This is a genomic window from Pseudophaeobacter flagellatus (assembly GCF_021228235.1).
Taxonomy (GTDB): Bacteria; Pseudomonadota; Alphaproteobacteria; order Rhodobacterales; family Rhodobacteraceae; genus Pseudophaeobacter; species Pseudophaeobacter flagellatus.
On record NZ_JAJQRG010000006.1, the window covers coordinates 36,543 to 61,786 of the forward strand.

General features: G+C 59.1%; 23 protein-coding genes. 11 read left to right on the top strand and 12 right to left on the bottom strand.

Going from position 1 to position 25,244, the window contains the following annotated elements:
• Nucleotides 1-13: 13 nt before the first annotated feature.
• The 3 genes from LRK71_RS12725 to dctP all read right to left on the bottom strand — a co-directional run bounded on the left by LRK71_RS12725 (nt 14) and on the right by dctP (nt 2,875).
• A complete protein-coding gene (locus tag LRK71_RS12725; protein ID WP_232404208.1) occupies nt 14-1,285 on the bottom strand; it encodes a TRAP transporter large permease in 1,272 nt (423 codons plus the stop codon).
• 1 nt (nt 1,286) lies between these two features.
• Nucleotides 1,287-1,814, bottom strand: a complete 528-nt coding sequence (locus LRK71_RS12730; protein ID WP_232404209.1) for a TRAP transporter small permease subunit — start codon at nt 1,812-1,814, stop codon at nt 1,287-1,289.
• 65 nt (nt 1,815-1,879) lie between these two features.
• Nucleotides 1,880-2,875 carry a TRAP transporter substrate-binding protein DctP gene (gene dctP / locus LRK71_RS12735; RefSeq protein WP_232404210.1) on the bottom strand — a complete coding sequence of 332 codons (996 nt, stop codon included), beginning with the start codon at nt 2,873-2,875 and terminating at the stop codon, nt 1,880-1,882.
• Nucleotides 2,876-3,020: 145 nt separating this feature from the next.
• Between dctP and LRK71_RS12740 the strand changes: the two genes are divergently transcribed.
• The gene (locus LRK71_RS12740) at nt 3,021-3,500 is read left to right on the top strand and encodes a MarR family winged helix-turn-helix transcriptional regulator (protein ID WP_232404211.1); all 480 of its coding nucleotides are present in this window, start codon (nt 3,021-3,023) and stop codon (nt 3,498-3,500) included.
• 86 nt (nt 3,501-3,586) lie between these two features.
• Here LRK71_RS12740 and LRK71_RS12745 read toward each other — a convergent pair whose 3' ends face one another.
• From LRK71_RS12745 to LRK71_RS12755, 3 genes are all read right to left on the bottom strand, one after another.
• Nucleotides 3,587-5,101 carry a tripartite tricarboxylate transporter permease gene (locus LRK71_RS12745; protein WP_232404212.1) on the bottom strand — a complete coding sequence of 505 codons (1,515 nt, stop codon included), beginning with the start codon at nt 5,099-5,101 and terminating at the stop codon, nt 3,587-3,589.
• Between the two features lies 1 nt (nt 5,102).
• Nucleotides 5,103-5,585, bottom strand: a complete 483-nt coding sequence (locus LRK71_RS12750) for a tripartite tricarboxylate transporter TctB family protein (RefSeq protein ID WP_232404213.1) — start codon at nt 5,583-5,585, stop codon at nt 5,103-5,105.
• A 75-nt stretch (nt 5,586-5,660) separates the two neighbouring features.
• Nucleotides 5,661-6,644 carry a Bug family tripartite tricarboxylate transporter substrate binding protein gene (locus LRK71_RS12755; protein ID WP_232404214.1) on the bottom strand — a complete coding sequence of 328 codons (984 nt, stop codon included), beginning with the start codon at nt 6,642-6,644 and terminating at the stop codon, nt 5,661-5,663.
• Nucleotides 6,645-6,754: 110 nt separating this feature from the next.
• On the opposite strand from LRK71_RS12755, the gene LRK71_RS12760 reads away from it, so the two are divergent.
• From LRK71_RS12760 to LRK71_RS12775, 4 genes are all read left to right on the top strand, one after another.
• The gene (locus tag LRK71_RS12760) at nt 6,755-7,420 is read left to right on the top strand and encodes a response regulator transcription factor (protein ID WP_232404215.1); all 666 of its coding nucleotides are present in this window, start codon (nt 6,755-6,757) and stop codon (nt 7,418-7,420) included.
• Nucleotides 7,413-8,777 (top strand): sensor histidine kinase, encoded by a 1,365-nt coding sequence (locus tag LRK71_RS12765; protein WP_232404216.1) that lies wholly within the window; start codon nt 7,413-7,415, stop codon nt 8,775-8,777. Before LRK71_RS12760 ends, LRK71_RS12765 begins: the two co-directional genes overlap by 8 nt.
• Entirely contained in the window at nt 8,756-9,787 is a 1,032-nt protein-coding gene (locus tag LRK71_RS12770; RefSeq protein ID WP_232404217.1) for an ABC transporter substrate-binding protein, read from the top strand. The genes LRK71_RS12765 and LRK71_RS12770 overlap by 22 nt, the downstream gene beginning before the upstream one ends.
• 74 nt (nt 9,788-9,861) lie before the next feature.
• Nucleotides 9,862-10,479 carry a hypothetical protein gene (locus tag LRK71_RS12775; RefSeq protein ID WP_232404218.1) on the top strand — a complete coding sequence of 206 codons (618 nt, stop codon included), beginning with the start codon at nt 9,862-9,864 and terminating at the stop codon, nt 10,477-10,479.
• 101 nt (nt 10,480-10,580) lie between these two features.
• Here the strand turns inward: LRK71_RS12775 and LRK71_RS12780 are convergent, their stop codons facing one another.
• A complete protein-coding gene (locus tag LRK71_RS12780) occupies nt 10,581-10,991 on the bottom strand; it encodes a universal stress protein (RefSeq protein ID WP_232404219.1) in 411 nt (136 codons plus the stop codon).
• A gap of 159 nt (nt 10,992-11,150) precedes the next feature.
• On the bottom strand, nt 11,151-11,477 hold the full coding sequence (locus LRK71_RS12785; RefSeq protein ID WP_232404220.1) for an antibiotic biosynthesis monooxygenase family protein: 327 nt from the start codon (nt 11,475-11,477) through the stop codon (nt 11,151-11,153).
• A gap of 117 nt (nt 11,478-11,594) precedes the next feature.
• Here LRK71_RS12785 and LRK71_RS12790 point away from each other — a divergent pair, with 117 nt between their 5' ends.
• Both LRK71_RS12790 and LRK71_RS12795 read left to right on the top strand, forming a co-directional pair.
• Entirely contained in the window at nt 11,595-12,362 is a 768-nt protein-coding gene (locus tag LRK71_RS12790; RefSeq protein WP_232404221.1) for a hypothetical protein, read from the top strand.
• Between the two features lie 51 nt (nt 12,363-12,413).
• Complete coding sequence (locus LRK71_RS12795) at nt 12,414-12,908, top strand: HugZ family pyridoxamine 5'-phosphate oxidase (RefSeq protein WP_232404222.1); 495 nt, start codon at nt 12,414-12,416, stop codon at nt 12,906-12,908.
• A 90-nt stretch (nt 12,909-12,998) separates the two neighbouring features.
• On the opposite strand, the gene LRK71_RS12800 is transcribed toward LRK71_RS12795, so the two are convergent.
• Both LRK71_RS12800 and LRK71_RS12805 read right to left on the bottom strand, forming a co-directional pair.
• Complete coding sequence (locus LRK71_RS12800; protein ID WP_232404223.1) at nt 12,999-15,284, bottom strand: glycosyl hydrolase family 28-related protein; 2,286 nt, start codon at nt 15,282-15,284, stop codon at nt 12,999-13,001.
• Nucleotides 15,285-15,717: 433 nt separating this feature from the next.
• The gene (locus tag LRK71_RS12805) at nt 15,718-17,355 is read right to left on the bottom strand and encodes a lysine--tRNA ligase (protein ID WP_232404224.1); all 1,638 of its coding nucleotides are present in this window, start codon (nt 17,353-17,355) and stop codon (nt 15,718-15,720) included.
• 357 nt (nt 17,356-17,712) lie between these two features.
• Here LRK71_RS12805 and LRK71_RS12810 point away from each other — a divergent pair, with 357 nt between their 5' ends.
• The 3 genes from LRK71_RS12810 to LRK71_RS12820 all read left to right on the top strand — a co-directional run bounded on the left by LRK71_RS12810 (nt 17,713) and on the right by LRK71_RS12820 (nt 20,636).
• Nucleotides 17,713-17,886 carry a hypothetical protein gene (locus tag LRK71_RS12810; protein ID WP_232404225.1) on the top strand — a complete coding sequence of 58 codons (174 nt, stop codon included), beginning with the start codon at nt 17,713-17,715 and terminating at the stop codon, nt 17,884-17,886.
• A gap of 154 nt (nt 17,887-18,040) precedes the next feature.
• On the top strand, nt 18,041-18,463 hold the full coding sequence (locus LRK71_RS12815; RefSeq protein ID WP_232404226.1) for a tellurite resistance TerB family protein: 423 nt from the start codon (nt 18,041-18,043) through the stop codon (nt 18,461-18,463).
• Between the two features lie 121 nt (nt 18,464-18,584).
• Complete coding sequence (locus tag LRK71_RS12820; RefSeq protein WP_232404227.1) at nt 18,585-20,636, top strand: molybdopterin oxidoreductase family protein; 2,052 nt, start codon at nt 18,585-18,587, stop codon at nt 20,634-20,636.
• A gap of 56 nt (nt 20,637-20,692) precedes the next feature.
• Here LRK71_RS12820 and dacB read toward each other — a convergent pair whose 3' ends face one another.
• Together dacB and LRK71_RS12830 are read right to left on the bottom strand one after the other, a co-directional pair.
• Nucleotides 20,693-22,201 carry a D-alanyl-D-alanine carboxypeptidase/D-alanyl-D-alanine endopeptidase gene (gene dacB / locus LRK71_RS12825; protein WP_232404228.1) on the bottom strand — a complete coding sequence of 503 codons (1,509 nt, stop codon included), beginning with the start codon at nt 22,199-22,201 and terminating at the stop codon, nt 20,693-20,695.
• A 195-nt stretch (nt 22,202-22,396) separates the two neighbouring features.
• On the bottom strand, nt 22,397-23,053 hold the full coding sequence (locus LRK71_RS12830) for a nicotinate-nucleotide adenylyltransferase (RefSeq protein ID WP_232404356.1): 657 nt from the start codon (nt 23,051-23,053) through the stop codon (nt 22,397-22,399).
• 293 nt (nt 23,054-23,346) lie between these two features.
• Between LRK71_RS12830 and ettA the strand changes: the two genes are divergently transcribed.
• Nucleotides 23,347-25,014 carry an energy-dependent translational throttle protein EttA gene (gene ettA / locus LRK71_RS12835; RefSeq protein WP_232404229.1) on the top strand — a complete coding sequence of 556 codons (1,668 nt, stop codon included), beginning with the start codon at nt 23,347-23,349 and terminating at the stop codon, nt 25,012-25,014.
• The last annotated feature ends 230 nt before the right edge of the window (nt 25,015-25,244 follow it).

Here is a 25,244-nt window from a genome sequence, read left to right on the forward strand (position 1 = left end):
AGTCCAGCAGGCGCTAGAACAGCTTATACGGGATATAAAGCGCCAGATCCTGCCAGAACCAGAGCAAGGCAGCCATGCCCAGCATCATCAGCGCAAAGGGCCAGGCACCCTTGACCACGCTTTCCAGCCGCGCCTTGCCCACTGCCTGGATGACAAAAAGGTTCAACCCCACGGGCGGGGTGATCAGCGCCGCCTCGATCAACACCACAAAGAAGATACCAAACCAGATCGGATCAATGTTCATCGCCTGCAGCGCCGGGAACAGAACCGGCACCATGATCAGCATCATCGACAGCGATTCCAGAAAGAAACCGATGATCAACAGCACCAGACCAACCGCCAGAATGAACAGGGTCGGATCAGAGATGTTATTGATCAGATAGCCGCTGATGGTCTGCGGTATCAGATAGAGCGTGATGGCGTAGGAAAAGACCTTGGCCCCGGCCACGATGATAAAGATCATCGCTGTGGTTTTCAGCGAATCCTCAACCGCTGCCTTCAATTTCGCCCAGTTCATGCGCCCCATCAAAAAGGTGATCAGCATCGCAATCACGAACCCCACGCCTGCACTTTCAGAGGGGGTGGCGATGCCAGCATAGATCGAGCCGATAATAGCCAGGGCCAGCACAACAGTTGGCAGGGCATAAAAGGTCGCGTAGGCGCGCTCGCTCCAGGTTGCCTTGGCGATAGATGCCGCAGCCCCCATGCGGCTGTAGATCATCGCATAGATGACAAAGACGCTGGCCATCAAAAGCCCCGGCCCAATCCCCGCCAGAAACAGCGTCGGGATTGAGGTTTCGGTAATCACGCCATAGATAATCAACGGAATGGAGGGCGGGATCAGAATCCCCAGGGTGCCCCCCGCCGCCAGTTGCCCCAGAATAAAGGGCTCGTCATAGCCGCGCTGCTTCATTTCGGGGATCGCGACGGTGCCAATGGTTGCGGCCGTCGCCACCGAAGAGCCGGAGATCGCAGAAAACAGGGTACAACTCATGGTCGTGGCAACGCCCAGGCCGCCAGGCCAATGGCCCACCCAGGCCTGTACGCTGGCAAACAGATCACGGCCAACACCGCCTTTCAGCAGCACATTAGACATCAGCAGAAACAACGGCACCGCCAGCAATTCAAAGCTGTCCATGGTGCCAAACAGGCGCTGCGGCACCGCCACCAGCGGCAACCCCTTGAGCCAAAGCAAGCTCGCCCCTAAGGCCCCCATCGCAAAAGCAACCGGCACACGCAGCAAGAGCAACCCGATCAGGCTGCCGAGAATGAGAATGGTTTCCATGTCAGTGTACCAATGTTTGCTTGGGTAGATCGTCAGGATCCCAAGTCCATATTTTGAAGATTTCCGCCAAAGCCTGCAGCGCCATCACACCAAAACCAACCCAGATCGCAGATTGAACAAAGGTTTTGGGAACAGCAAGGTAGCTATCGGTTGTATGGCCCGCCTTGGTGGATTTCCACCAAATATCCAGACCATATTTTACCGTGATCAGGCAGAACAAAATGATCACCACCATGGCAAAGCTGTCCACCAGCCTGCGGTTAAAGGTATGGGGGTCGCGGAAGGTCACATCAATAATGATATGGGCCTTGTGCTTCAGCACATAGCCAATCGCCAGATAGGCGGCCCAGACCTGAAAAATGCGGCTCATCTCATCTACCCAGATCGTGGGTGAATTCAGCACATAGCGCATAAAGACCTCAAAGAAGACGATAATGCCGGTGGTGAAAAACATCCAAGCGGCGATGGCTCCGGTAGTTTCCGAAATCACATCCATACTGCGGATATAGGTTTGAATTTTAGACGCCATCTGTACCCCATTCCCAAACAGAGCGCGGCCACCCCAGGGGCAGCCGCGGTCTGATTTTTTATTTTTCAGTTCGCGGCGGCGCGCACGGCGGCAACAGCGGCGGCACCGGCATCGCCGGCCTCGGTCACGAAGCGATCAACAACACCGGCAGTGGCAGCAACCCATTCGGCGCGTTCGGCTTTGGTCAACTCGACAACGGTCATCTTGTCGCTCACCTCGGTGATGGCCTCTGCCTCTTGCGTATAGATCGCATCGCGCAGCTGCGCCTCGACGATGGCGGCGGAGTCCATGATGATCGCCTGATGCTCTGGCGACAGGCCTTCAAAGAAGTCATTGTTGATCACGGCAACAAATTCGATGGCGCTGTCATAGGACAGGGTCACATGATCCATAACCTCATAGAGTTTGCGCGAGCGCACGCCGGACACCCCGGTCATGCCCACATCAACCGCGCCCTGCTGGTAGGCCAGGAACTGCTTGGAGCCCGACATCAGGGTCGGCGCACCGCCGAGGGCTTCGACGGTCCAGCCATGCACCTTGCCGTAGGTCCGGACCTTTTGGCTGGCCAAATCCGCCGGCACCCGCAGCGCCTTGTCGTTGGACAGGTAGACATTGCGCCCATAGGCCTGCCACCACAGCACCTTGGCGTTGGTTTCTTTCAGGATTTCAGCGTCAAGTCCGCTGCGCAGCTCAGAGCCGGAGGCTACAGCGGTTCGCAGGTGGGCCTCATCTTCAAAGATGAAGGGCAGCGAGACCACATCAACCGCAGGCACCGAACCGGTAAAGCGCCCCAAGAAGGCCGTACCGGCCTCGACTGCGCCAGTTCCAACCGCCTCGGGCACTTCTTTATCCTTGAACAGCTGCGCAGAATCAAACAGCTGCAAAGTCAGCTCACCATCGGACTTTTCCTCGATCAACGATTTGAAATCCAACCAGTTTTGCCCAAGAGAATGGGTTTTGGGCAGCTGCAACGTGACCCGGATAACGGTTTCAGCCTGCACCGCCGCCGCCGAGAGCAGCAAAGACCCGGCACAAATTGCCCCGACAAGAATTTTACGCATTGTATCCTCCATAGAATTTCCAGAGCAATTTCTGCCCCCCTCATTCCAGAGTTGCGCGATGCGGGAATTCTTGTCAAGTTACCTAGGTAACCATATTCTCTGTGGCAACCGGGGGACCCTCTAGATGGGCCAGGACTTAAAAGGAATGACCTCGGGCGAAATGATTTTCGCCGCGATTTACTCGCTCTCGCAGAAAATCATGCTGCTCTATTCAAAGGCGGTGCTGCGCGAAACCGGACTGAACTGGCAGGATTGGCGCATTCTGCGGGCGGCGGTCTCGCTGCAATCCTGCCGCGCCCAGGACATCTGCGAAGAAAGCGGGATCAAGAAATCCCATGTCAGCAATGGTCTGGCCCGGCTAGAGGAATACGGCCATATCGCCCGGCTGGAAAACAAGGGTGACAAGCGCAGCCGCATCATCATCTCCACCGAGCAGGGGCAAAACCTGGTCGCCCGCGCCGAGCCCAAGCTACATGAATTCGAGGCCCAGCTGGCCAACCAGCCCGATGTCGGCGATGCGGATGCCCTGCTCAACAGCCTACGCTCATACAAGGATGAACTGGGCCGGTTGCTGGATGACAAAGCGGACCCGCCGCCCCCCCAGGGCAGGATGTCTAACCCCTGACAGGGGCGACAAAAAGCCGGACCAACACATGGCCCGGCTTTTGTATTTTGAAAGGCAAAGTTTGAAACAAAGGCGGTGCCTTTGTCTTAATCCCCGTCTGCCACCCCGCGCATGCGCAACCGGGCGCGCCGGGCCCGATAGCTGGGCAACACCACCAGCAGGACTGCCAGCACCAGCAGCCCTAGTGTGATGGGGCGTTCCCAGATGAACGAGGGGCCATCAAACAGCTGCATCGAGCGCGAGAAGTTATCTTCAAGCATGCCGCCCAGAATGAAGCCGATCAACAAGGGCGCCAGCGGATAGTCGGCAAAGCGCAACGCTGTGGCACAGATCCCAAAGCCAACCAGCAGCAAAAGCTCTGTTGCATTGTTCTGGCCAATATAGGCGCCCATCAGGGTAAAGAACAAAATGAACGGAATAAGGTAGGTGCGCGGCACCGACAGCACCTTGGCAATATAGGGGATCAAAGGCAGGTTCAAAACCAGCAAGACCAGATTGCCGATGAACATCGACATGATCACCGCCCAAAACACCTCTGGTTGGTCAATCATCAGCCGCGGCCCCGGTGTGACATTCAGCGCGATCAACGCCCCCAGCAGGATTGCCGTCGTGCCCGACCCCGGAATGCCCAGCGTTAGCAGCGGCACAAAAGACCCAGTACAGGCGGCGTTATTGGCAGTTTCCGGCGCTGCCAAGCCTTTGATAGAGCCCTTGCCAAATTCGTCCTGCTCGTGTTTGGGGGCGATATTACGCTCCACCGCGTAGCCCAGAAAACTGGCAATGGTGGCGCCAGCACCCGGCAGCACCCCAATGAAGAAGCCCTGAACAGATTGCCGCCCGATCACCGGGGCAATGGCCTTGGCCTCCGCGCGGGTGATGCGCAGATCCTTGATCGCCGCGCCATCGCCCTGCTGGGTGGTCTTGGGGCGCAGCACCAGAAACAGCGCTTCGGGCAGGGCAAACATCGCCATCGCCAGGGTGATAAAGCCAAACCCAGACTGAAGATCCATAATCCCCATGGTAAAGCGCGGCAGATTGAACAGCGCACCCTCTCCCACCGTGGCCATGATCAGGCCAAGGGTTGTCATCAGCATTGCCTTGGCAACCTGCCCGGTGCCGGCAAAGGCGGCAATCGCCGACAGACCTACAACCATCAGGGCAAAATACTCTGCCGAATGGAACAACAGGGCCACCGAAGACAGCGCCGGCGCAAAGACCATCAGCAACAGCGCACCAATTGTGCCACCGGCAAAACTGGCCACGGCTGCAATGGTCAGCGCCTTGCCCGCCTTGCCCTGTTTCGCCATCGGATAGCCATCAAAACTAGAGGCAACCGTCCCCGCCACCCCCGGCGCGTTCAGCAGGATCGACGAGGTCGAGCCACCAAAAATGGCACCATAATAGACCCCTGCCAGCAGGATCAGCGCCGCCGAAGGGTCCCCCATCGAAATCGCCACCGGGATCATGATCGCAATGATCGACATTGGCCCCAGCCCCGGCAACATGCCGATAAAGGTGCCAATCAGACAGCCGCCGATCACCATCAACAGGTTCTGCATCGACAGCGCGGTTTGCAGACCAATCAAAAGTCCTTCAAGCATCTCAAGCCCCCCAAAAACCAGGCAACGGGCGCATGTAGATGCCCAGAACCTGTTGCACCAGATACCACACGATAAACGCGGCGCAGGCCGCGACAGGCATCAGAATATACCACTTGCGCTCGCCCAGGATGGCCCCGCCAAGAAACAGAAACCCAGCCGTCGACAGCAAAAAGCCGACCGGGCGCAGACAGAGCGCATAGCCCACCATCAGCGCCAAGAGCAAAAGCGCCTGGCCAAGGTGGTAATCGCCCAGACGGCGGTAATCGATCTCTGCGGTTTGTTCCGCGCTCTTCTCCAGGCCAAACAGAATGATACAAGAGGCAATTACCCCCAGGGCCGACAGCACCTTGGGAAAGGTGCTGGGCCAGATTGGATTGCGTTTCATAAACGGGGCAAGCCCGCTATCCATGGTGAACCAGGCGGTATAGCCATAGGCCAGACAAATACTTAGCAGGACCAGCGCGATCCATCGATCCAGGGCCATCTTTCCCTCTCCCTCATTTAAAATGTGGCAAAGCGATTGCCCGCTTTGCCACCAGTTTTCTTGCCTGTACGGGCCTTACAGAAAGCCCAGTTTCTTCATCAGATCGCCAATTGTCTTTTCCTGACCTTCCAGGAAGCTTTTGAAATCATCACCGGAATTATGGATGTTCACCCAGCCGTTGCGCGCGCGCACCTCTTCCCATTCAGGGGTGTCATACATCTTGGCCAAGGCGTCCTGATACAGTGCCAGCTTGTCTGCCGGCAGACCGGGGGCGCCAAAGAAGCCGCGCCAGTTGACAAAGCTGGTGTCGATCCCCTGCTCTTTCATGGTCATGGCCTCCGGGGCTGCACCGACGCGTTCCTCTGAGGTGACGCCAATGATCTTCACTTCGCCCGCGCTCGCCAGATCAACCGCTTCGGAAAACCCGGTGGACAGGGCGGCAATCTCGCCCGACAGCAGCGCTGCCATGGCCTTGCCGCCCGCATCATAGGGGATGTATTTCACCTCCAGCGCGTCTTTGCCTGCGGCCTCCATCACCATGGCGGCAACCAGATGATCCATGCCGCCAGGCACCGAACCGCCACCAATCGCCGTCTTGGAAGGATCAGCATCATAGGCTGCCATCAAATCCGACATGGAGTTGATCGGGCTGTCTTTGCCCACAACAATTGCGGCGTAATCGCCGATGGTGCCGGCAACCAGCGTCAGGTCGCGGAAATTATGCGGAAAAACACCTGTCAGCGAGCGGATCACGATTGGCGTCGAATTGACCATCAAGGTGCCATGGTTGCTTTCGGCGTTTTCGATCAGATAGCCAATCGCCTTGCCACCGCCGCCACCGGACATGTTTTCATAGGAGGCGGTTTCCACCAAGCCTGCCTTGGTCAAGGCCTCGCCGGTGCCGCGCGCGGTGCCATCCCAACCGCCGCCTGCGCCGCCAGGGATCAGAAAGTGAATGCTGTCCAGTACCTTTTGCCCATCGGCCAGAACAGGGGCTGCAAAGCCCAGGGTTGCAATGGCACCCGCCAGCAGGGCGCGGCGGCCCAGTTTAAATGTCATCATGTTTTCCTCCCATTTGACAACTGTCCGAAAGGCGGCTCAGTTGAAGAGAGGCAAACACAAGAACCTGTCACAGACCTGTCACGCGATTAAAAAAGTGAAATGAGCGCATGAAATTCCTGCTGGTGGAAGACAATCCTGATCTGGCAGCTGCGGTCTGCGCTCGCCTGCAGCTGGATGGGCATACTATTGATCATGCAGGGACAATTTCGGACGCCATCGCTTTTTCAGAGATCGGAGACTACGATCTTATCCTGCTGGATATCATGTTACCGGATGGTGATGGCCGCAGCTTTTTGAAACAGCACCGCGACCAGAAACGCGACACCCCGGTCATCGTTCTGACCGCAAGATCGCAGGTTTCCGACAGAATCAGCATGCTGGATCTGGGCGCGGACGACTATGTCACCAAACCCTTTGATCACGAAGAACTGCAGGCGCGCTGCCGGGCGGTTTTGCGCCGCAAGGCAGGGGCGGCCCAGACGATTTTACAACTTGCGGATGTGACCTTTAATCCGGTGGCCGGCCATGTCACCGTCTGCGGCAAGGCCGTCAGCCTGCGCAACCGGGAATTGCGGCTGCTGGAACTTTTGTTCAACGCACCGGGGCAGATCTTTCCCAAGCAGAAGCTGGTAGATCGGCTGTTTTCCTATGACGAGGATGTCTCTGCCAATGCCATAGAGGTCTATATCGCGCGGCTGCGCAAACATCTGGAAGGCTCTGCGCTGAAGATCACCACCCTGCGCGGGCTGGGATATCGGTTGGATCATGGCTGAGCCAGGGCAGGTTCAGGGCAGCCTGCGCAATCGCCTTGCGGTGACGCTGATCGGGGGGGCTGCGCTCTTGGCGCTGCTGCTGTTTTTGGTTGTGCGCAGCTATGCCGCGCAGATCGCCCAACAGGGCCAGGATAGCATTCTTACGGCTTCTGTGTCCTCTATTCTGGATGCGGCGGTGCTGCGCGACGATCAGGTCGAGATTGATTTTCCCTATGCAGCCTTTTCCATGCTGACCACCGCCGCAGATGACCAGGTGTATTACGCCATCTACCGCGATGGTGGCTTCCTGTCGGGATACGCCGACCTGCCGCAGCAGGCCAGCAGCGCCGTCCCAAAACAGTTTCAGACCGCGCTGTATGATGGCAAGGCTGTCCGGATTTCCACCGCCTCGCGCACCCTGCTGGGGGCGGATGTCAGAACCCGCATCACTGTTTCGGTCGCCCAGACCCAGGATGCGCTCTCTGAGACTCTGAACCAGATTTCCACCAATGTGGCCTCTTTTGGCCTTGGGTTTTTCATGCTGGCGGTGCTTTTGTCCTTTTGGGTCACCTCGGTGACCATTGCCCCACTGAAACGGCTGACAACATCGGTTACCCGGCGCGGGCCGCAGGATCTGAGACCACTCACCAAGCCTGTGCCCAGCGAGATGCTTCCGCTTGTCAACTCTCTCAACACCCTGATGGGGCGGCTCAATCAGTCTCTGTCGCAATCCGAGGATTTCATCGCCGAAGCCGCCCACCGGGTGCGCACACCGCTGGCGACAGTGCGATCCTACGCCGAAACCACGCTGCAGCGGGTCGACAAGGAAGAAAACCGTCAGGCACTGCGCTCGATGGTCCGGGCCATCGACGAAAGCTCACGCGCGGCGGGGCAACTGCTGGATCATGCCATGATCACCTTTCGCGCCGACCATCTGGAGCACGAAGACCTTGACCTGGGCGATCTGGTGCAGGAATTGGTGCAACGCCTGACCCCGGTGGCCGAGATGAAGGACATTGACCTGGTGTTGCAGATCGACAGGCCCGTGCGGCTCATTGGGGACGCGATCCTGCTGCAAAATGCCATTCGCAACCTGATCGACAATGCCCTGAAGTATTCCCCCAGCGAGAGCGTCATTGAAATCTCCGTCACTGCCAGCCCCAATCCGCAGGTGGCCGTGCGCGATCAGGGGGCGGGCTTTCCCAGCGATGAGATTGCCGATCTCGCCCAGCGGTTTTCACGTGGCAACAATGCCCGCGGCACCATCGGGTCCGGCCTGGGGCTGACAATCGCCCAGGATGTGGCCGCTGCCCATGGCGGCAGCCTGACCCTGTCCAACACAGCCGGAGGCGGCGCATGCGTTATATTTTCTGTCTGATCCTTGGGCTCTGGCCACTGGCGCTTTCGGCGCAAAACTGGGAGGATCGCCAGATCTTTCGTGGCGCAGCCCTGCAGGACGCTGGTGCCAATGCTGACGCGGTGCAGCTGCGTATTCTCTCCAGCACCGACACCGCCTTTTTCACCCCCATCATCCACCGCTTTCTGGCTGATCGCCCAAGCGTGTCGATTGAATATCTGGTCGCCGGATCAGCGCAGATCGACCATATATTCCGCCAAGACCCGACCCAATATGACCTGATCATTTCCAGTGCCATGGACCTGCAATTCAAGCTAACAAATGATGGCTATGCCCAACCGATCGAAGATCTGGTGACCCCCGACTGGGCGCAGTGGCGCCAGAGCCTGTTTGCCTTTACCAGCGAACCCGCCGCCATTGTCATCCGCCGGGCAGATTTTGACGGCCAGCCCATCCCACAGACCCGACAAGAGCTGATCGAAGCCCTGCGCGCACGCCCCGAGGTGTTTCGCAACCGGTTAGGCACCTATGACATTCGCCGCTCCGGGCTGGGGTATCTCTTTGCCACCCAGGATGCGCGGGCTTCGGAGACCTATTGGCGCCTGACAGAAGTCATGGGCAATCTGGGCACCCGGCTATACTGTTGCTCCGGGGACATGATCACCGATCTAGCCAATGGCAAGTTGGCTGTGGCCTATAATGTGCTGGGCAGCTATGCGCTGGCACGATCCGAAACCGCATCAGCGCTGACGGTGGTTCTGGCGGCGGATTTTCCAACCACCATGATGCGAACAGGCTTTGTCACCGCCTCGGCACCGCAGCCGGACCTGGCAAAGGAGTTCATCCGGCATCTGATCCAAATCCAAACCGAAGCAGTTGATCCTGAAAGCTTTCTCCTGCCGCCGCTGATCCAATCCCAGACAATACCGGCGCAATCGACCATCACTCTTGGGCCCGCCCTTATGACCTATCTGGATACGCTCAAGCGGCGCATGTTTTTGAAAGAATGGACCCGCGCCATCATCCGCTAGGGGCAATCCTCGCCCCGCGCCTTGCCACAGACCGCCGCCATGCTAACCTTGCACCTGTAGTGAGGAGATTTTGTATGAGTGTTTTTAGATACGCAGCGCCTATTGCGGTCATGGTTGGCCTCTGGCTGGTTCCATCCGCAAGCGCCGGGAGTGAGGGAGGCGGCGGAGGCGGCGGCGACTATGGCGGCGGTTCCGGTGCCTCGCAGGGGCTGAACAACGCAACAACCCGCAGTGTTGTCAACATCCTCAACCGGGGGGCCAGTCGCTGTGGCAGGCTGCCCTGGGTCTATAAATATGATTGCTATCGCTGGGTTTACAAACGTGCGGCGGATAAATTGGCGGGAAATACCGCCTATTCCGAGGCCTATAAGGCCATGGCCAGCGTAGAAACCAGCCTAGACACCCTGGTGAGACAGAATCGCGACCCCAGCCAGCCCGTGCGGCGCCGGGCGCTGGAAACCTATACTCCGGTGAAACCCGCAAGCCGCCCCAAGGTGACCCGCGGTGCAGAGCAGGCCCTAGACAGGGCGGAAACTATTTTGCTGCGCTCGCCTGCAAATAAGCAAGTCCACTATACCCGCATTGCCGAAGCAGTGAATTCCAACAAGACCTTGCTGCGCTCTGCCCTTCTACCCGGCGGGATAATCCGCTTTGCCGGAATTGTGTTGCACCGTCTCCTGCAGCAGACCTGAACCAGCCTGGCGCCGCTCCCTGATACCAAGGGCAAGGCCCGCGACATCACGGAGCGGCGGATCACAAAGACCAAGGCATTCCGCCTTGGTGGCAGTGCCGCCTAGCGCACCACATGCACAGCGCAGGCTGCGTGGCGCACCACCTGGCTGGCAGTCGACCCCAGCAGCAGATCCTGCATGCCGGGACGATGCGATGCCATGATGATCAGATCCGGCTTGTTCTGCTCTGCCCAGTCCAGGATAGAGCGCCCGGAATGCCCCTCGATCACCTGCCCCACTGCCTGGTCCGGCAGGGTTTTGGCCAACCCGTCTAGCTCTTGTTGCAGGGCGGCGCGGGCCTGAGCCATGTATTCGGTCGGCAGATATGAAATGGCGTAGCTCGGAACCTGCTCAACCACATGCAACAGGGTGATTTTGGCGTCTGGCGTCGCCAAAATCTGGGCCAATTTCAACGGCGCAGTGACATCGCGCTCTGGGTCGAAGGAAATCGGCACGAGAATATTGTGATACATAGGAAACCTCCTTTTCTGTTCGCATGAGGGGACATTAGACCGCTTTGACCACACAGGCCTTGATCCAGGTCACGTCAGGGCTGGCCAAGTTCCATTTCCTGGCCGAACGACGTGATATCCCCACGCCCCACCATCAGATACCTCAGTCAAAGTCTGGCGTCAGGGTGCCTCAAAGGTGGCCGCGACCTCATACATCACTGGCTCAAAGCTGCGGCACAGCTCGTTTATCTTGCGATTGCGCGCGCGCATTTCAGAAGAGCGCAGCATCCGCAGGAAATCCTCACGGGTCCGCCACTGTGAATAGTTCGCAATGCGGGTCTGGGCGTCATTCACATGCAGCCCAGCCGCCACGAATCCCGGCTGTTTAGAGATGAACTCGGCATAGGCATCTTGAAGAGCATCCAGCAGATCCTGGCAGGTTCCCGGCGTCATCTCAAAGGTGGTGATGACTGTCTGGATCTCTGCCGCATCGGTGATTTTAGGCATTTGGGTCTCCCTCGCTGTTTCGCTGAGTGTGACCAGCCTACGATGGTTGCGGTAAAAAGCGGAACGGTTTTTCAATCGGCTGATTGCCGATGCCAGAAATACACCTATAACGTGTGTATGGATATTGGAAATTCCGGCGATTTTCTGCCCAGCCTCAGCCCGCTGACCAAAAGGCGGGGCTGCATGCGGGCACGGGTGCTGATCCTAGGGCTTTGCCTTACGGTGGTGCAGCCGCTGGCCGCCACGGCTGGTGCTTGGAAGCGCCCCAAGGGCGAAGGCTTTGTAGCCACCAGCCTGATCCTGCGCGACACCGAGCAAGGGCTAGAGCCAGAGCTGAGCTATTATCGCGACTTTGGTGTCACCGGGCAGTTTGACCTTGGAATCGACCTCGACCAATCAGACATCCAATCCGGCCATGCGCTTCTGTTTGCCCGCCTGCCGCTGCGTCAGGGCGATGGAGGAACCCAGATTGCTGCGGAACTGGCGCTTGGGGCCAATCATGCACAGGGGCTATGGCATCCGATGTATCGCTTCACCCTGTCGGCAGGGCGCGGGGCGAAGACCCGGCTGGGCAATCTCTGGGGCAACCTCGATCTGATGCTGGAACAGCGCGGCAATGCCGCCCATCCACTGTGGAAACTCGACGGCAGCTTTGGAATGTCGACTGGTCAACGGCTCTCGCCGCTGCTCAGCTTTGAAACTGCCTTTGGCCAGAATGTTGACTTTAGATATTCAATCACCCCGGCGGTGCGCATCAATCTGGCCGGGCTATCGGTCTGGGGCAAGCAGCCGTTTGAGACCAGCGACCTGACCATCGGCCTTGAATATCGGCGCAGCCCCCGGCAAAGTCTGGGCCTTAAGATCGCCCTCTGGCAGCGGTTCTGATCCGGCCAGCGCCGATTTGCACCGCATAAATGGACGGCAGAAATGGACCGCATGACCAACCCAATCCGCCCCACCGATGATGCCGCCCGTGCCCTGGCCCAACAGCTGATGCGCGACGCGCGCAGCGCCGCATTGGGCACAGTGACCTCAGAAGGCTGCCCGCTGGTAACCCGGGTTGCCTTTGGCCTAAGCCCCGCCGGGCACCCAATCAGCCTAATCTCCAGCCTGGCACAGCACAGCCAGATCCTGCGCAACAACCCGGCCTGCTCGCTCTTGGTTGGCGACCCCGGCCCCAAGGGCGACCCGCTGACCCATCCCCGGATCAGCCTTGTTGGCCGCGCCACCTTTATCGACCGACAAAGCCCCGCGCATCCGCACCTGGCAGCGCATTATCTACGCAGCCACCCCAAAGCCAAGCTCTACATTGATTTTTCAGACTTTTCCTTTGTGCAATTCGCACTGGATCTGGGCTATCTGAATGGTGGATTTGGCAAGGCCTTTCACCTTAACCCGGCAGATCTGATCCCGCCCAGCGCCCCCCAATAAAGGGATCCGGCAGCGACAAACCAGGGAAACAACGTGCCCTTCCCCGGTCGCCTTTTGTGCCGCGCAGACGGGCGCTTTTTGGGATCGGCGCTACTTGTCAACCCGCACCACCACCTGCACCTCACCGTGCAGGCTTTCGCCCCAGTTCAGCCGGATCTCATCTTTGTTGCTGCCCTTCTCTAGCTGCACATAGGGGCGCGGATATTTGTAGGTACCACTGGAGTCGCGCATCGGCCCAATTGCCACCACCGCATCCACCGCACGGGCATGGCCCTGAAATGGCAGCCCGCCATCCGTCGTCACCACCCAACTGCTGGCGACCGTAGCCTGTTCATGACGCAGACGCAGCGGGCTGGCTACCTCTGTGGAAATACCGTGAAAGGTATTGCCCTCAAAGAACACCGATTTGCAGCGGTTGAACTCCAGATCGGAAAAGCTGGTATCCACCCGGTCGGCCCGGTCAATATAGCCATTGATAGAGCGGAACTTATTGCCAGAAATGCTTACCCCATTCAGGAAATGCCCGGTGCCATAGGGTTTCACCACCACATAGCTGAACCAGGGCGCCACATCACTGGACAGGAAGACATTGTCGGTGATTGACAGCGCGCTAAAGGAAAACCCATTGGAAAAATCAGGCGTAGGATCCTGTTCATTGGTCCATTCGATAAAACAGTTGTCGACATAGTTGTCCGACACTGTCGTGGCACAATAGGTCGAGGCCAGGATCACCCCCGCCGTCCGCACCCCGCCCGCGACACCGTCGCCTTGGAAAAAGTGATTGCCGGTGATGGTATTATTTGCCCCCGCAAGCAGCGCAAAATGTCTGAACTTGGTCACCCGGTTGTTGCGCAGCTTGGCGTCATTGGCATTGACGTTGATCCCGACAGAACTGCGATCAGGCACATCCTCGGCTTCTTCCGCTGACAGGAACTGGCAATTGTCTACCAGAATGCCCTGACAACCCGACCCGATAGAGGTGATCCCGCGATCCTTGGGCCGCGAAATAAAGCAGTGGTCCAGGCTGAACACCGTCCCAGCCGAGGGCAGGCGCAGCGCGCTACAGTGGGAATTGCACTGAATTTCCACCTCCGTCATGCCAAATTTGCTCAGGGCGCTAAAGCCGCTGAAATCCAGCAGATACTTGAAATCCTTGAAGGTAAAGACCTGCGTCCCCACCGCATCATAGAGCGGCGCACTAAGCGTGATCTCACCTGCGCCGGTATTCTTGGACCGCACATAGATCTCGCGGCCAACGCCGCTGCCTTCAACCAATGCGCCAACGGGAATATTGGCGATGTTGCTCACGTTCTTCAGCTTACGCGGATCATTGATGTCATAGGTGGCCTGCTCGCTCCAGGTTTCGGTGTCCCAGGCGGCGCCGCCAGTGGCCGAAAACTGCCCGTTGCGGATCACCCGCCGGGTTGCATAAGAACTGCGATTGGGCACCGCCGCCTGCATGTCGATTGGTGCAGTGACCGTTACCATACGACCGCCCAAATCCAGCGATTCATGATCCGACGAATTCAACAGCGCCTGAAAGGCCTTTTTAAACCCCGCTTCCTCATCGGCAAAGGCAGCCGCATAGCTGGGAAAGTCAAAATTTTTGCGCAGCAGCAGCATCTTGTCCACCGGCATCCGCAGGCTGCCTTCAAAATACACCGGATTGTTCAACGACACGGTCTGCGCCAAGAAAAACGCGCCCGCAGGCACCAGGATCTGCCGCCCGGCCGCCGCCGCATCCGCCGCTTCAAACGCGGCCGTGTTGTCCGTTACATCATCGCCAATGGCGCCGTAATCCGTGACATCCACGCGCGACAGCATATCGCGCAGAAAGGCGCTGGTCACATCGGTGACCTCGATATCATCAATCCGCACCACACCGCCATTGGGGCCAATCAGATCCAACCCCAAATGGCCATAGCTCGCCGCCAACCCCCAGGGCATATCCACCCCCTGCCGCGCCCCGGTGCCGATGATGGCCATCACCTCGACCACAGTGCCATAAGCGGTCAGCGTGGTGGTCGCACCCACCTCGATCACCCCCCCGACATGAGTGTCGCTGCTGTCGCCAGCCCAACCCGCGATACGCACCGTTGGCAAGGCACCGCTTACCGCCTTGATCCGGGCCTTTACCTGCAGATAGCACCCCGGCAACAGCGGCGTCTTGCCCATGTAGCGAAGCTTCTGGGTTGCCTGCAGCTTCTGCATTTCCAGGCAGTCGGCAAAATCCGGATCGGCCACCACGATGGCAGCATTCGGCGCCGTCTCATAGGTATCAGACCCCGGCGTTCCATCACCACTCGACCAGGTATCCAACCCCGCCTCGAACGCAGGCGGCATCAGTTCCAATCCCGCAGAAATCACTTTATTCATCCCGTAACCCTTTCCAGCAGCGCACATGCATTTCACCGACAAGAGCTACCCCGCCCAACTTAAGGACCCAAAAGCAGGGCGCGCGCTGCCCCCGCACTGCCACCACACGTCGCAGCTTTGCTTTGGAGCCGCCCATCACCTGAGGACCGCCCGGCAGGAATAGAGAGCAGCAGGCAAGGCAAATCGCCGAGGGGCCCTGCCCAGGGGGCGGGGAGACGGCTATTTGCCTTGCCGGGTGCGACCGCCTCCTGCCAGGACCTCAATCAGGGGATGGGTGACTTCAAAGCTTTGCTTGGGTGAGACCCAGATCCCGCCTTGAAATCTCCAAAACAAAAAAGAGCGCCCCGAAGGGCGCCCATTATTCTTAATTCTTATGCTCCAAAGACAGGAGGGCCTGGCAGTCCCGATCTTTGCGCAGCAGGCCCGCCGCCGATTACGCCTCGGCCAGGGCCTTGTCGATCATCGCGATGGTTTCCTGCACGCCGTACAGTGCGATAAAGCCGCCAAAGCGTGGGCCCTGGCTGGCCCCCAAGAGCACCTCATAGATCGCGGTGAACCAATCGCGCAGCGGGTCAAACCCGTGGATTTTGCCAATGGCAAAGACCACCGACTGCAGGAAATCGGCATCGGAAAAATCCGCCTCTGGCAGCGCTTCGTCCTTGCCGGCAATCTCGTTCTTCTTGGCAATCGCCGCCAGCGCCGCATCCGGCGATTTCAGCGCCTCTGCCAGATCTCTCAGGGCTGCGCGTTCAACGTCACTGGGGGCGCGGAACACCTTGCCGGGTTTGACGTAGTCATTGAAATAGGCCACCGCAAAACCCGCCGCCTGATCCATGGTCGGGTTGCTTTCGGGCGTCGCATCCGGGGCATATTTGTTGATAAAGCCCCACAAGGTCGCCTTGTCTTCTGCGCTGGAGGCACTGGCCAGGTTCAGCAGCATACTGAAAGGCACCACCATATCGGACGCAGGCACATCACCGGCGTGGATATGCCAGACCGGATTGTTCAGCTGTGCCTTTTGGTCCTGCGTCGCATAGGCCCGCAGCTGCTGGTGGTATTCATCCACCGCCTTTGGGATCACGTCAAAATGCATCCGCTTGGCAGTTTTGGGCTTTTGATACATGAAATAGGACAGGCTCTCGGCGCTGGCATAGGTCAGCCATTCGTCGATCGAAATCCCATTGCCCGACGTTTTGGAGATCTTCTGCCCATTGGCGTCTAGGAACAATTCATAGGTGAAATGATCCGGTGCCCGATGGCCCAGAATACGGCAGATCTTGTCATAGATCGGCGTGTTGGTGCTGTGATCCTTGCCATACATCTCAAAGTCGACCTCAAGCGCCGCCCAACGGGCACCAAAATCGGGCTTCCACTGCAGCTTTACATTGCCACCGGTGACCGGCACGGTCCATTCCTTGCCCTCTTCATCATCAAAGGTGATGGTGTAATTTTCGGCGTCAACCACCTTGATCGGCACATAAAGCACCCGGCCGGTTTCGGGGTGGAAGGGCAAAAAGATCGAATAGGTCTGACGCCGCTCTTCGCGCAAAGAGGCCAGCATGACCTCCATGATCTCGTCATATTTATCAACGGCGCGCTTCAGCACCTCATCAAACCGGCCCGAGCCATAGAACTCGGTGGCTGAGTAGAATTCATACTCAAAGCCAAATGTATCCAGAAAGCGGCGCAGCATGGCGTTGTTGTGATGGCCAAAGCTCTCGTGCGTGCCAAAGGGATCCGGCACCGAGGTCAGCGGCTTTTGCAGATGTGGCACCAAGCTGTCGGCATCGGGCACATTGCCCGGCACCTTGCGCATACCGTCCAGATCATCAGAAAAACAGACCAGTTTGGTCGGGATATCGCTGATTACCTCAAAGGCGTTCTTGATCATCGTGGTGCGCGCCACCTCACCAAAAGTGCCGATATGCGGCAGGCCGGAGGGGCCATAGCCAGTTTCGAACAGAACAAATCCCTTATCCGGCGCGCCCTTTGCATACCGTTTGAGCACCCGGCGGGCTTCTTCAAATGGCCAGGCTTTGCTCGTCAGAGCGGTTTCGCGCAGATCAGACATCTTATTCTCCATCGGCGGCCGCAGTGGCCGCATACCCATGGCCCGCAGCCCCATGCCGCAGTCCCATTGACTAGGTCGGCCCGGTCTATGGCGCAGATGCAGCATAAGTCAACAAAGACAGCTGCAGCTGCGCTGCTTTCAGCCGTGAAATTGCGCCTTTTCGACAATCCAATCGAGAATCTGGTGCAGATCTCGCCGTGCAGCCGCGCCGTCGTGCAACCCGGCAAAGTCCCCCGTGCCGAGGTGGCCCTTGGTGCCTGCAGCTGCAACAGGGCACCCGTCTCATGAAAACTATCAAAATGACCCGCAGGCCAGAAAGATCCCCTGCCCGGCCAGCCCGGCACTCACCAACATGGCATGAGAGCTGAAATCAACAATCCGCGCCCCGGTGTTGCCATCTATGTGCACGCCAATGCCGAACATGGCACCCAGGCCAGCCCGGATGATCCGCGCTTTGCCTGTGGGTTTGCCGAGGCCAGCTTTGAGAAGATCACCTATCGCTTTCCCGGCGCAGACGAAGCACTGGCATAAAAGTGCCCCGCCCGCAGGTCAGCACGCGCCACAAAAACAACTACGAGTGGCTGTTTCCCGCCAGTTTCGCGCCAATAGGACAGTGGCAGCAGTTGAACCTGCCTCTGGCCAAGCCTATTCTCAAGCTAGCAATTTCGCGCAAAAAGGATGTCCCATGCCCGAGAAAAACGCCCAATCCATGTCCCCCCAGGACTGTCTCGTGGCCCTGATGGTGGCGGTCTCTGCCTCGGATGAAAACATCCGCACCGCCGAGCTGATCAAGATCCAGTCTGCCGTCAACATGCTGCCCGTCTTTGCTGATTACGACATCGACCGCATGACCCGGATTTCGAACACCGTTCTGGACCTGTTTGAACAGGAAGACGGGCTGGAGGCCCTGTTTGGCCTGATCCGCGACGACCTGCCCGAACATCTCTATGAAACCGCCTATGCGCTGGCCTGTGATGTGGCCGCGGCCGATGGCAAGCTGGCCGAGACCGAGCTCGAGTTCCTGGCCGAGGTCCGCTATGAGCTGAACATCGACCGGCTGCATGCGGCAGCTATTGAGCGTGGTGCCCGCGCCCGCCACATGGTCTAGGCCGCCACAAGACTGAGGCGGCAGATCAAATTGGTCTGCTGAAATTTCGCATTTTTGGTGCTTAATCACGGATCCAGTTCAAGGCTACACAGGCTCCAGCCACTGCAATCGGAGCCAGCCTATGAATACCCCTCGCGCGATCCGCACCCTGCCCTCGGTCTGCCCGCTGGACTGCCCCGACACCTGCAGCCTCTCTGTCAAGGTTGCGGGCGACCGCCTGGTCGAGGTCAAGGGATCTCGGGCCAACCCCTTTACCGCGAACGTGATTTGCAACAAGGTCGCCCGGTCCTACCCCGAATTTGTCCATGGCAAAAACCGTCTGCCCCATCCGCTGAAACGGGTGGGGCCTCGCGGCACCGGGCAGTTTGAACGCATCAGCTGGGACGCCGCGCTGGATCTGGTTCATGCGGGTTTCACCAAAGCCATCGACAGCCACGGCCCGCAAAGCATCCTGCCCTTCAACTATGCCGGCCCACATGGAGAGCTGGCCGGCGGCTCGATGGATCGGCGTTTCTTTTATAAAATGGGGGCAAGCCTGCTGAACCGTGGCCCGCTCTGCGGCGGGGTGCGGGGCGGCGCCTATGCCAGCCTCTTTGGCAGTGCCCCCGGAATGCCGCCGCTTCAAGTTGTCCATTCTGATCTGGTGCTGGTCTGGGGCAACAATGTCACCGTCTCCAACCTGCATCTGGCGCCGCTGCTGAAAAAGATGCGCGCCCAGGGCGGGCGGCTGGTGGTGATCGACCCCAAGCGGGTCAAGATCGCGGAACAATGCGACATGCATCTGCAAATCAAACCTGGCACCGATGTGGTGCTGGCCATGGGGCTGGCGGCCGAGCTAGAGCGCCGCCGGGCGCTGGATCAGGATTTCATCAATCTCTGGGTCGATGGCTTTGCCCCCTTCATGGAACAGGCGCGGCGCTATAGCATCGCACAGATCGTCGAGATCTGCGGCATCACCACCGCCGAGGTCCATGCGCTTGCCGATATGATGCAGGCGGCGCAGACCATGGCCTGCGCCTTTGGCAACGGGATTGAACGCGGCCGCTCTGGTGGGTCCGGGCTGCGCGCCGCCATGGCCCTACCTGCCCTGCTGGGTCATCATGGACGGCTGGGCGCGGGCGTCCTGGCCAAATCCGGCAGCGCCACCCCAAAGACCCAAGCAAGGCTGCAGGGAGATCACCTGATCAAACCCGGCACCCGGGTCTTTAACATCGTGGATCTGGCCGAAAAACTGCAGGATGACACGCTGGAGCCCCCGATCAAGGCCACCATGATCTACAACCACAACCCGGTTGCAACCCACCCGGATCAGGCCAATCTGATGCGCGCCCTGATGCGCGAAGATCTGTTCATTGTCGGCTGCGATGTGGTGATGACCGACAGCATGGCCTATTGCGATGTGATCCTGCCCGCCGCGTCGCATTTTGAATTTGACGACATCTATGGCGCCTATGGGCAGAACTATCTGCAGCGCGCCGCCCCGGTGATCCCCTGTGTCGGGGAAAGCCTGCCCAATACGGAAATTTTTCGCCGCCTGGCCAAGCGCTTTGGCTATGAGGATGCGCTGTTTCAGGCCAGCGACAGCCAATTGATGGATGAAGCAATTGATGCCAGTCATCCACAGCTGGACGGCCAGCGCCCCAGCGAGATCGCGCTGGATCGCGCCATCGAAATGATGGCAGCAGATGGCGCGCCCCTGGTTATGTGTCAAAACGTCATCCCCGCGACGAAGTCGGGCAGGATTGAGCTGTTCAGCCAGGAGTATGAAACCCGCTATGGCTTTGGTGTGCCGCGCTATGACCCGGTGGCGCAGGATCTGCCGTTGGTGCTCATCAGCCCCAGCTCTGCCAAGCGCACCAATGCAACCTTTGGGTCGGACCCGGCCTCCTCTGGACCAGAGCAGCTGGAAATGCACCCCAAAGATGCCGCAGCCCGTGGCCTGAAGGATGGCGCGCTTGTCCTGGTCTCAAACGCGCGTGGCGCGGTGACCCTGCAATTGAAAATCTCTGATGCTACCCGCCCAGGGGTGATTTATTCCCCCAAAGGCACCTGGCGCGCCACATCGCAGACCGGCTTTACCGTGAATGCGCTGATCCCGGCTGATCTGCGCACGGATATCGAGGATGGTGCCTGCTATCACGAAACCTTTGTCGAGGTGCAAACGGCACCGTAAGCCCCCCTTGCCTCCGCCCTGAACAGGCAAGACAGGGGGCAGCTGGTGGCCAGGCCTTAGCTGCCGTAGCTTTGGCCCCAGCGTTCGATCAGTTGTTGCTGCAAACGCTTGGCCTGTTTGTTCCAGCGGCGCGCCCCCTTTGGCCTCTCGCGCTCTGCCCGGCTGATACGGGCGCGGGCCTGGGTATCGGCGGCAAAGATCGCAAAGGCCAGCACGGTACCGCCAGGGGTGGTCAAAAAGCCCCCCAGTCCGGAAACAAAATTCAACGTTCCGGTCTTGGCAGCCACTTTGATCGGGTGGTTTTTGATCACCCGGCCATTGCTGTCGCGCATGGGGAACTCTTTCAACAGCGGCTTCAGCCTGCCCCCCTTGTATGCCGCGACCAGAACCTTCAGCAGGGCGCTTGGCGTCACCCGTGACGCATCGCCAAGGCCGGAATGGTCCACCATGCGGATGCCGCTGACCCCGTAGCGCGCCTTGACCCAGCGCGACATCTCATTGGCAGAATCCTTCAAATCCCTGGGGCGCTTGCCGCGTTTAGCCGTGGCCGACATGCCAATCATTTCGGCCATCAGGTTGTTGGAATATTTCAACATGCCCTTCAGCATCTGATCCAGCGGCGGGCTGTGATGCTGCGCCAAAAGCGTCGCCTGCGGCAGGTTCTGCACCGATTTCGCGGCCTTCAGCTTGACCCCATGCGCCCGGGCCATGGTGCGAAACACATCTGCCGCATAATCCGCCGGGCGCCGCACCGGCAACCAGCGCGCCCCCCCCTTGCCCAGCGCCTGGGAGGCAACGGTCCAACTGTCCACGCCGCCGCGATCAGCATAGGTATAAACCGGCAACGCACGATTGGCGACTTTCATCCGCGCCATGCTGACCTCGGGGCGGTATTTCTCAGTGCGGGCATCCATGGTGACCGACCAGCCCTTGCTGGCACGCTTCCATTCAAAATGCACCCGGTTGAAATTCAACGCGATACCGGAAACCGCCGGGCTATACCCCACGTGATCGGGCTGATCGCCGTCAATGCTGCGCACCTGGGGCAGCGCCCCGTCCCAGACCTTGAAACCACCGCGCACCTCGCGGATGCCGGCGTTTTTCAACGCGCGCGCCAATTGCGCCAGATGATCGGTGTTCAGCATCGGATCGCCGCCGCCGGCCAGGATCAAATCGCCCTTCAGCACGCCCCCCAGGACCGGGCCGGCAGCCAATAATCTGGTGGTAAAACGGTGTTGTGCGCCGAATGTTTCAAGCGCGTAAAGCGCCGTCAGCGCCTTGGCCACACTTGCCGGCGGCTGCCCCTCTTGGCTGCCTTCGGCTTCCAGCACCTTGCCACTGTCCACCTCGGCCACGGCGCAGACCACCTGCCCCGACAGACCGGAACGCGTAAGCAGCGTCTTGAGGCTGACAGAAGGCTCCCCAGTGCCGCCCTGAAGCAATGCGCCCCCCGCCCGTGCCTGCGGCCGCAAAGAGGTTGTAGGCGCATTGGCCAGGGCACCGGAAGCTACCGGAACGACAAGGGCTGCTGCGGCAGAGGAAAGGAAAAAGCGTCTCGAAAACATGTCAGTCAATATCTAATAGGAAAGCTACGATACAGCAAACAAAGACCCGTTTTATGGCATGCTGTCTCGCTCATATTGCATTTAATACCGTGTCACCTACAAAAAATGCAGATTGCCAGAGTGTTCTTTTGCAATATGTGCCACTGCTCAGCCCGGTTTACTGTCTGGTTGCCTCCCTCCATGATGCCGCGCCCGTCAGGCAGAGGGCGGCTGATCGGCCTCTGGCCCAGCGGCACACCCGCTGGGCTCCCTGCCCGGCCATTTCCCGGCAGCCCGAATCTGACTAGAACTGGCTGCAATCAGCGGAATATTGACAAAACACCAAGCCGGCGCCTGGGCCTGGGCCAGTGCCTGGCTATCGCGGTCACCGATCATCGCGCCCCGGTAAATCCGCGCCGCCGGAGAGAGCCGCGCCGCGATCCGGTCGCCAGGTCGCGCCAGCACCCCAATCGGCACCGTCTCCATGATCTGACGCCAGTCCTTCCAGTGGTGAAAATGGACCAGATTGTCCGCCCCCATCAACCAGGTAAATCGTACCCCCGGATAGATTCGCCGCAACGCCCGCAGCGTTTCCGCCGTGTAACGCGTGCCAAGGTGGGCTTCGATATCGCTGACATGCACCTTTGGGTGATCCATCAGCGCAGATGCCGCCGCCACCCGACCAGCCATGCTGGCAGGGGCATGTGCCTTCAGCGGATTGCCGGGCGAAACCAGCCACCAGAGCCGATCAAGATTAAACCGCTGCAGCGCCGCGCGGCTGATCTGCACATGGCCCTGATGGGCCGGATCAAAGGAGCCCCCCAGCAAACCGACGCGCAGCCCCGGCCGCAGATATGGAAACCCCTGTCTCATCCGTTCGGTGATGCACAGTTTCCAAGGTGAGATCAAGCCGACCACCCCGTAAATACAACCAGCTTTACCCGCAAAACCTGCATGGACCTTGGAAAGACATAAACCGCCGTCGTCATGCTGACCGCACGCCACTACCGGGACGGCAAAATCAGGCGCAGGGCGGGCCACAAAAGGGCTCGGACCCGAGCGCATAAAAATCGCAGGCGCTGCCTTTCAGTATCCATGATTGCCCCCGCCCCTGCCATCCGCTATCACACCAGCCAGCACGCATTCCCCCATCATGGAGCAGTCACATGGCCGCCTATCAATACGTCTACCACATGCAGGGTGTCTCCAAGACCTACCCCGGTGGTAAGAAATGCTTTGAAAACATCCACCTCTCCTTCCTGCCCGGCGTAAAAATCGGTGTCGTCGGCGTCAACGGCGCTGGTAAATCGACCCTGATGAAGATCATGGCCGGTCTCGACAAGGATTTCACCGGCGAAGCCTGGGCCGCCGAAGGCGCCCGTGTTGGCTATCTGCCGCAGGAACCCAAGCTGGACGAGAGCCTGACGGTCCGTGAAAACGTCATGCTTGGTCTGGCTGAGAAAAAGGCCAAGGTTGATCGCTTTAACCAGATCGCGGTTGAGATGGCCGAGAACTACACCGACGAGCTGATGGAAGAGATGACCGCGCTGCAAGACAGCATCGATGCGGAAAACCTCTGGGATCTGGACAGCCAGGTCGATGTCTCGATGGAGGCGCTGCGCTGCCCCCCCGATGACGCCGAGATCGCCAATCTGTCGGGCGGTGAAAAACGCCGGGTGGCCCTGTGCAAACTGCTGCTCGAAGCCCCCGAGATGCTGCTGCTCGATGAGCCGACCAACCACCTGGATGCGGAAACCATCGCCTGGCTGCAACAGCACCTGATCGACTACAAGGGCACCATCCTGATCGTCACCCACGACCGCTATTTCCTAGATGACATCACCAGCTGGATTCTTGAGCTCGACCGCGGCAAGGGCATCCCCAACGAGGGCAACTACTCGGACTGGCTGGAGCAAAAGGCCAAACGGCTGGCGCAAGAGGCCCGCGAGGACAAATCCAAGCAGCAAACACTCGAGCGCGAGCTGGAGTGGATGCGTCAAGGCGCCAAGGCGCGTCAGGCCAAATCAAAGGCCCGGATCAACGCCTATAACGATCTGGCCGAACAGTCCGAGCGCGAAAAGCTGACCCGCGCCCAGATCGTCATCCCCAATGGCCCGCGCCTGGGCAGCAAGGTGATCGAGGTCAAGGATCTGGCCAAACACTATGGCGACAAGCAGCTGGTTGAAAACCTGTCCTTTGATCTGCCGCCCGGCGGTATTGTCGGTGTGATCGGGCCCAACGGCGCCGGTAAATCCACCCTGTTCCGCATGCTGACAGGCCAGGAACAGCCCGACAGCGGCTCTGTCTCTTATGGCGACACGGTCAAACTGTCTTATGTGGATCAGTCACGCGATGATCTGAAAGACAATGAAACCGTCTGGGAAGCCATCTCTGGTGGCGCTGAAATCATTGAACTCGGCGACGCCCAGGTAAACTCCCGCGCCTATTGCTCTTCGTTCAACTTCAAAGGCGGCGATCAGCAAAAACCGCTGAACCTGTTGTCCGGTGGGGAGCGCAACCGGGTGCACATGGCGCGCCTGCTGAAAGAGGGCGGCAACGTGCTCTTGCTCGATGAACCAACCAACGATCTGGACGTGGAGACCCTGCGGGCACTGGAAGACGCGCTGGTGGATTTTGCCGGCTGTGCCGTGGTGATCTCCCACGACCGTTTCTTCCTCGACCGGATCTGCACCCATATGCTGGCCTTTGAGGGCGACGCCCATGTGGAATGGTTTGAAGGCAACTTTGAAGACTATGAGGAAGATAAAAAACGCCGTCTGGGGGCCGATGCACTGGAACCTAAGCGCCTGAAGCACAAAAAATTCGTGCGATAAAAATGTTGGGGGGCGGCCTTCTTCGGCCGTCCCTCTTGCCCACTGCCCCTGCGGCACGCTCCCTTTCCGGTGGGAACGTTCCTGGACCTCGCGCGCCCGCCTCTCATAGCAGGCCCGGCTATAGCCCACCCGGCCCGCCGGACCCGCAGGCTGCCATCTCTTCATCTTTCCCAAAATATTCTCGCCGCAGGCAAGGCCGGGTCGTGGACCCTTCGCCCACAAAGATGCAT

Excerpts from the sequence above, each read along its gene's own strand:
- LRK71_RS12725 (WP_232404208.1), bottom strand. The coding sequence starts at position 1,285 with ATGGAAACCATTCTCATTCTCGGCAGCCTGATCGGGTTGCTCTTGCTG.
- LRK71_RS12730 (WP_232404209.1), bottom strand. The coding sequence starts at position 1,814 with ATGGCGTCTAAAATTCAAACCTATATCCGCAGTATGGATGTGATTTCG.
- dctP (WP_232404210.1), bottom strand. The coding sequence starts at position 2,875 with ATGCGTAAAATTCTTGTCGGGGCAATTTGTGCCGGGTCTTTGCTGCTC.
- LRK71_RS12740 (WP_232404211.1), top strand. The coding sequence starts at position 3,021 with ATGACCTCGGGCGAAATGATTTTCGCCGCGATTTACTCGCTCTCGCAG.
- LRK71_RS12745 (WP_232404212.1), bottom strand. The coding sequence starts at position 5,101 with ATGCTTGAAGGACTTTTGATTGGTCTGCAAACCGCGCTGTCGATGCAG.
- LRK71_RS12750 (WP_232404213.1), bottom strand. The coding sequence starts at position 5,585 with ATGGCCCTGGATCGATGGATCGCGCTGGTCCTGCTAAGTATTTGTCTG.
- LRK71_RS12755 (WP_232404214.1), bottom strand. The coding sequence starts at position 6,644 with ATGACATTTAAACTGGGCCGCCGCGCCCTGCTGGCGGGTGCCATTGCA.
- LRK71_RS12760 (WP_232404215.1), top strand. The coding sequence starts at position 6,755 with ATGAAATTCCTGCTGGTGGAAGACAATCCTGATCTGGCAGCTGCGGTC.
- LRK71_RS12765 (WP_232404216.1), top strand. The coding sequence starts at position 7,413 with ATGGCTGAGCCAGGGCAGGTTCAGGGCAGCCTGCGCAATCGCCTTGCG.
- LRK71_RS12770 (WP_232404217.1), top strand. The coding sequence starts at position 8,756 with ATGCGTTATATTTTCTGTCTGATCCTTGGGCTCTGGCCACTGGCGCTT.
- LRK71_RS12775 (WP_232404218.1), top strand. The coding sequence starts at position 9,862 with ATGAGTGTTTTTAGATACGCAGCGCCTATTGCGGTCATGGTTGGCCTC.
- LRK71_RS12780 (WP_232404219.1), bottom strand. The coding sequence starts at position 10,991 with ATGTATCACAATATTCTCGTGCCGATTTCCTTCGACCCAGAGCGCGAT.
- LRK71_RS12785 (WP_232404220.1), bottom strand. The coding sequence starts at position 11,477 with ATGCCTAAAATCACCGATGCGGCAGAGATCCAGACAGTCATCACCACC.
- LRK71_RS12790 (WP_232404221.1), top strand. The coding sequence starts at position 11,595 with ATGGATATTGGAAATTCCGGCGATTTTCTGCCCAGCCTCAGCCCGCTG.
- LRK71_RS12795 (WP_232404222.1), top strand. The coding sequence starts at position 12,414 with ATGACCAACCCAATCCGCCCCACCGATGATGCCGCCCGTGCCCTGGCC.
- LRK71_RS12800 (WP_232404223.1), bottom strand. The coding sequence starts at position 15,284 with ATGAATAAAGTGATTTCTGCGGGATTGGAACTGATGCCGCCTGCGTTC.
- LRK71_RS12805 (WP_232404224.1), bottom strand. The coding sequence starts at position 17,355 with ATGTCTGATCTGCGCGAAACCGCTCTGACGAGCAAAGCCTGGCCATTT.
- LRK71_RS12810 (WP_232404225.1), top strand. The coding sequence starts at position 17,713 with ATGAGAGCTGAAATCAACAATCCGCGCCCCGGTGTTGCCATCTATGTG.
- LRK71_RS12815 (WP_232404226.1), top strand. The coding sequence starts at position 18,041 with ATGCCCGAGAAAAACGCCCAATCCATGTCCCCCCAGGACTGTCTCGTG.
- LRK71_RS12820 (WP_232404227.1), top strand. The coding sequence starts at position 18,585 with ATGAATACCCCTCGCGCGATCCGCACCCTGCCCTCGGTCTGCCCGCTG.
- dacB (WP_232404228.1), bottom strand. The coding sequence starts at position 22,201 with ATGTTTTCGAGACGCTTTTTCCTTTCCTCTGCCGCAGCAGCCCTTGTC.
- LRK71_RS12830 (WP_232404356.1), bottom strand. The coding sequence starts at position 23,053 with ATGAGACAGGGGTTTCCATATCTGCGGCCGGGGCTGCGCGTCGGTTTG.
- ettA (WP_232404229.1), top strand. The coding sequence starts at position 23,347 with ATGGCCGCCTATCAATACGTCTACCACATGCAGGGTGTCTCCAAGACC.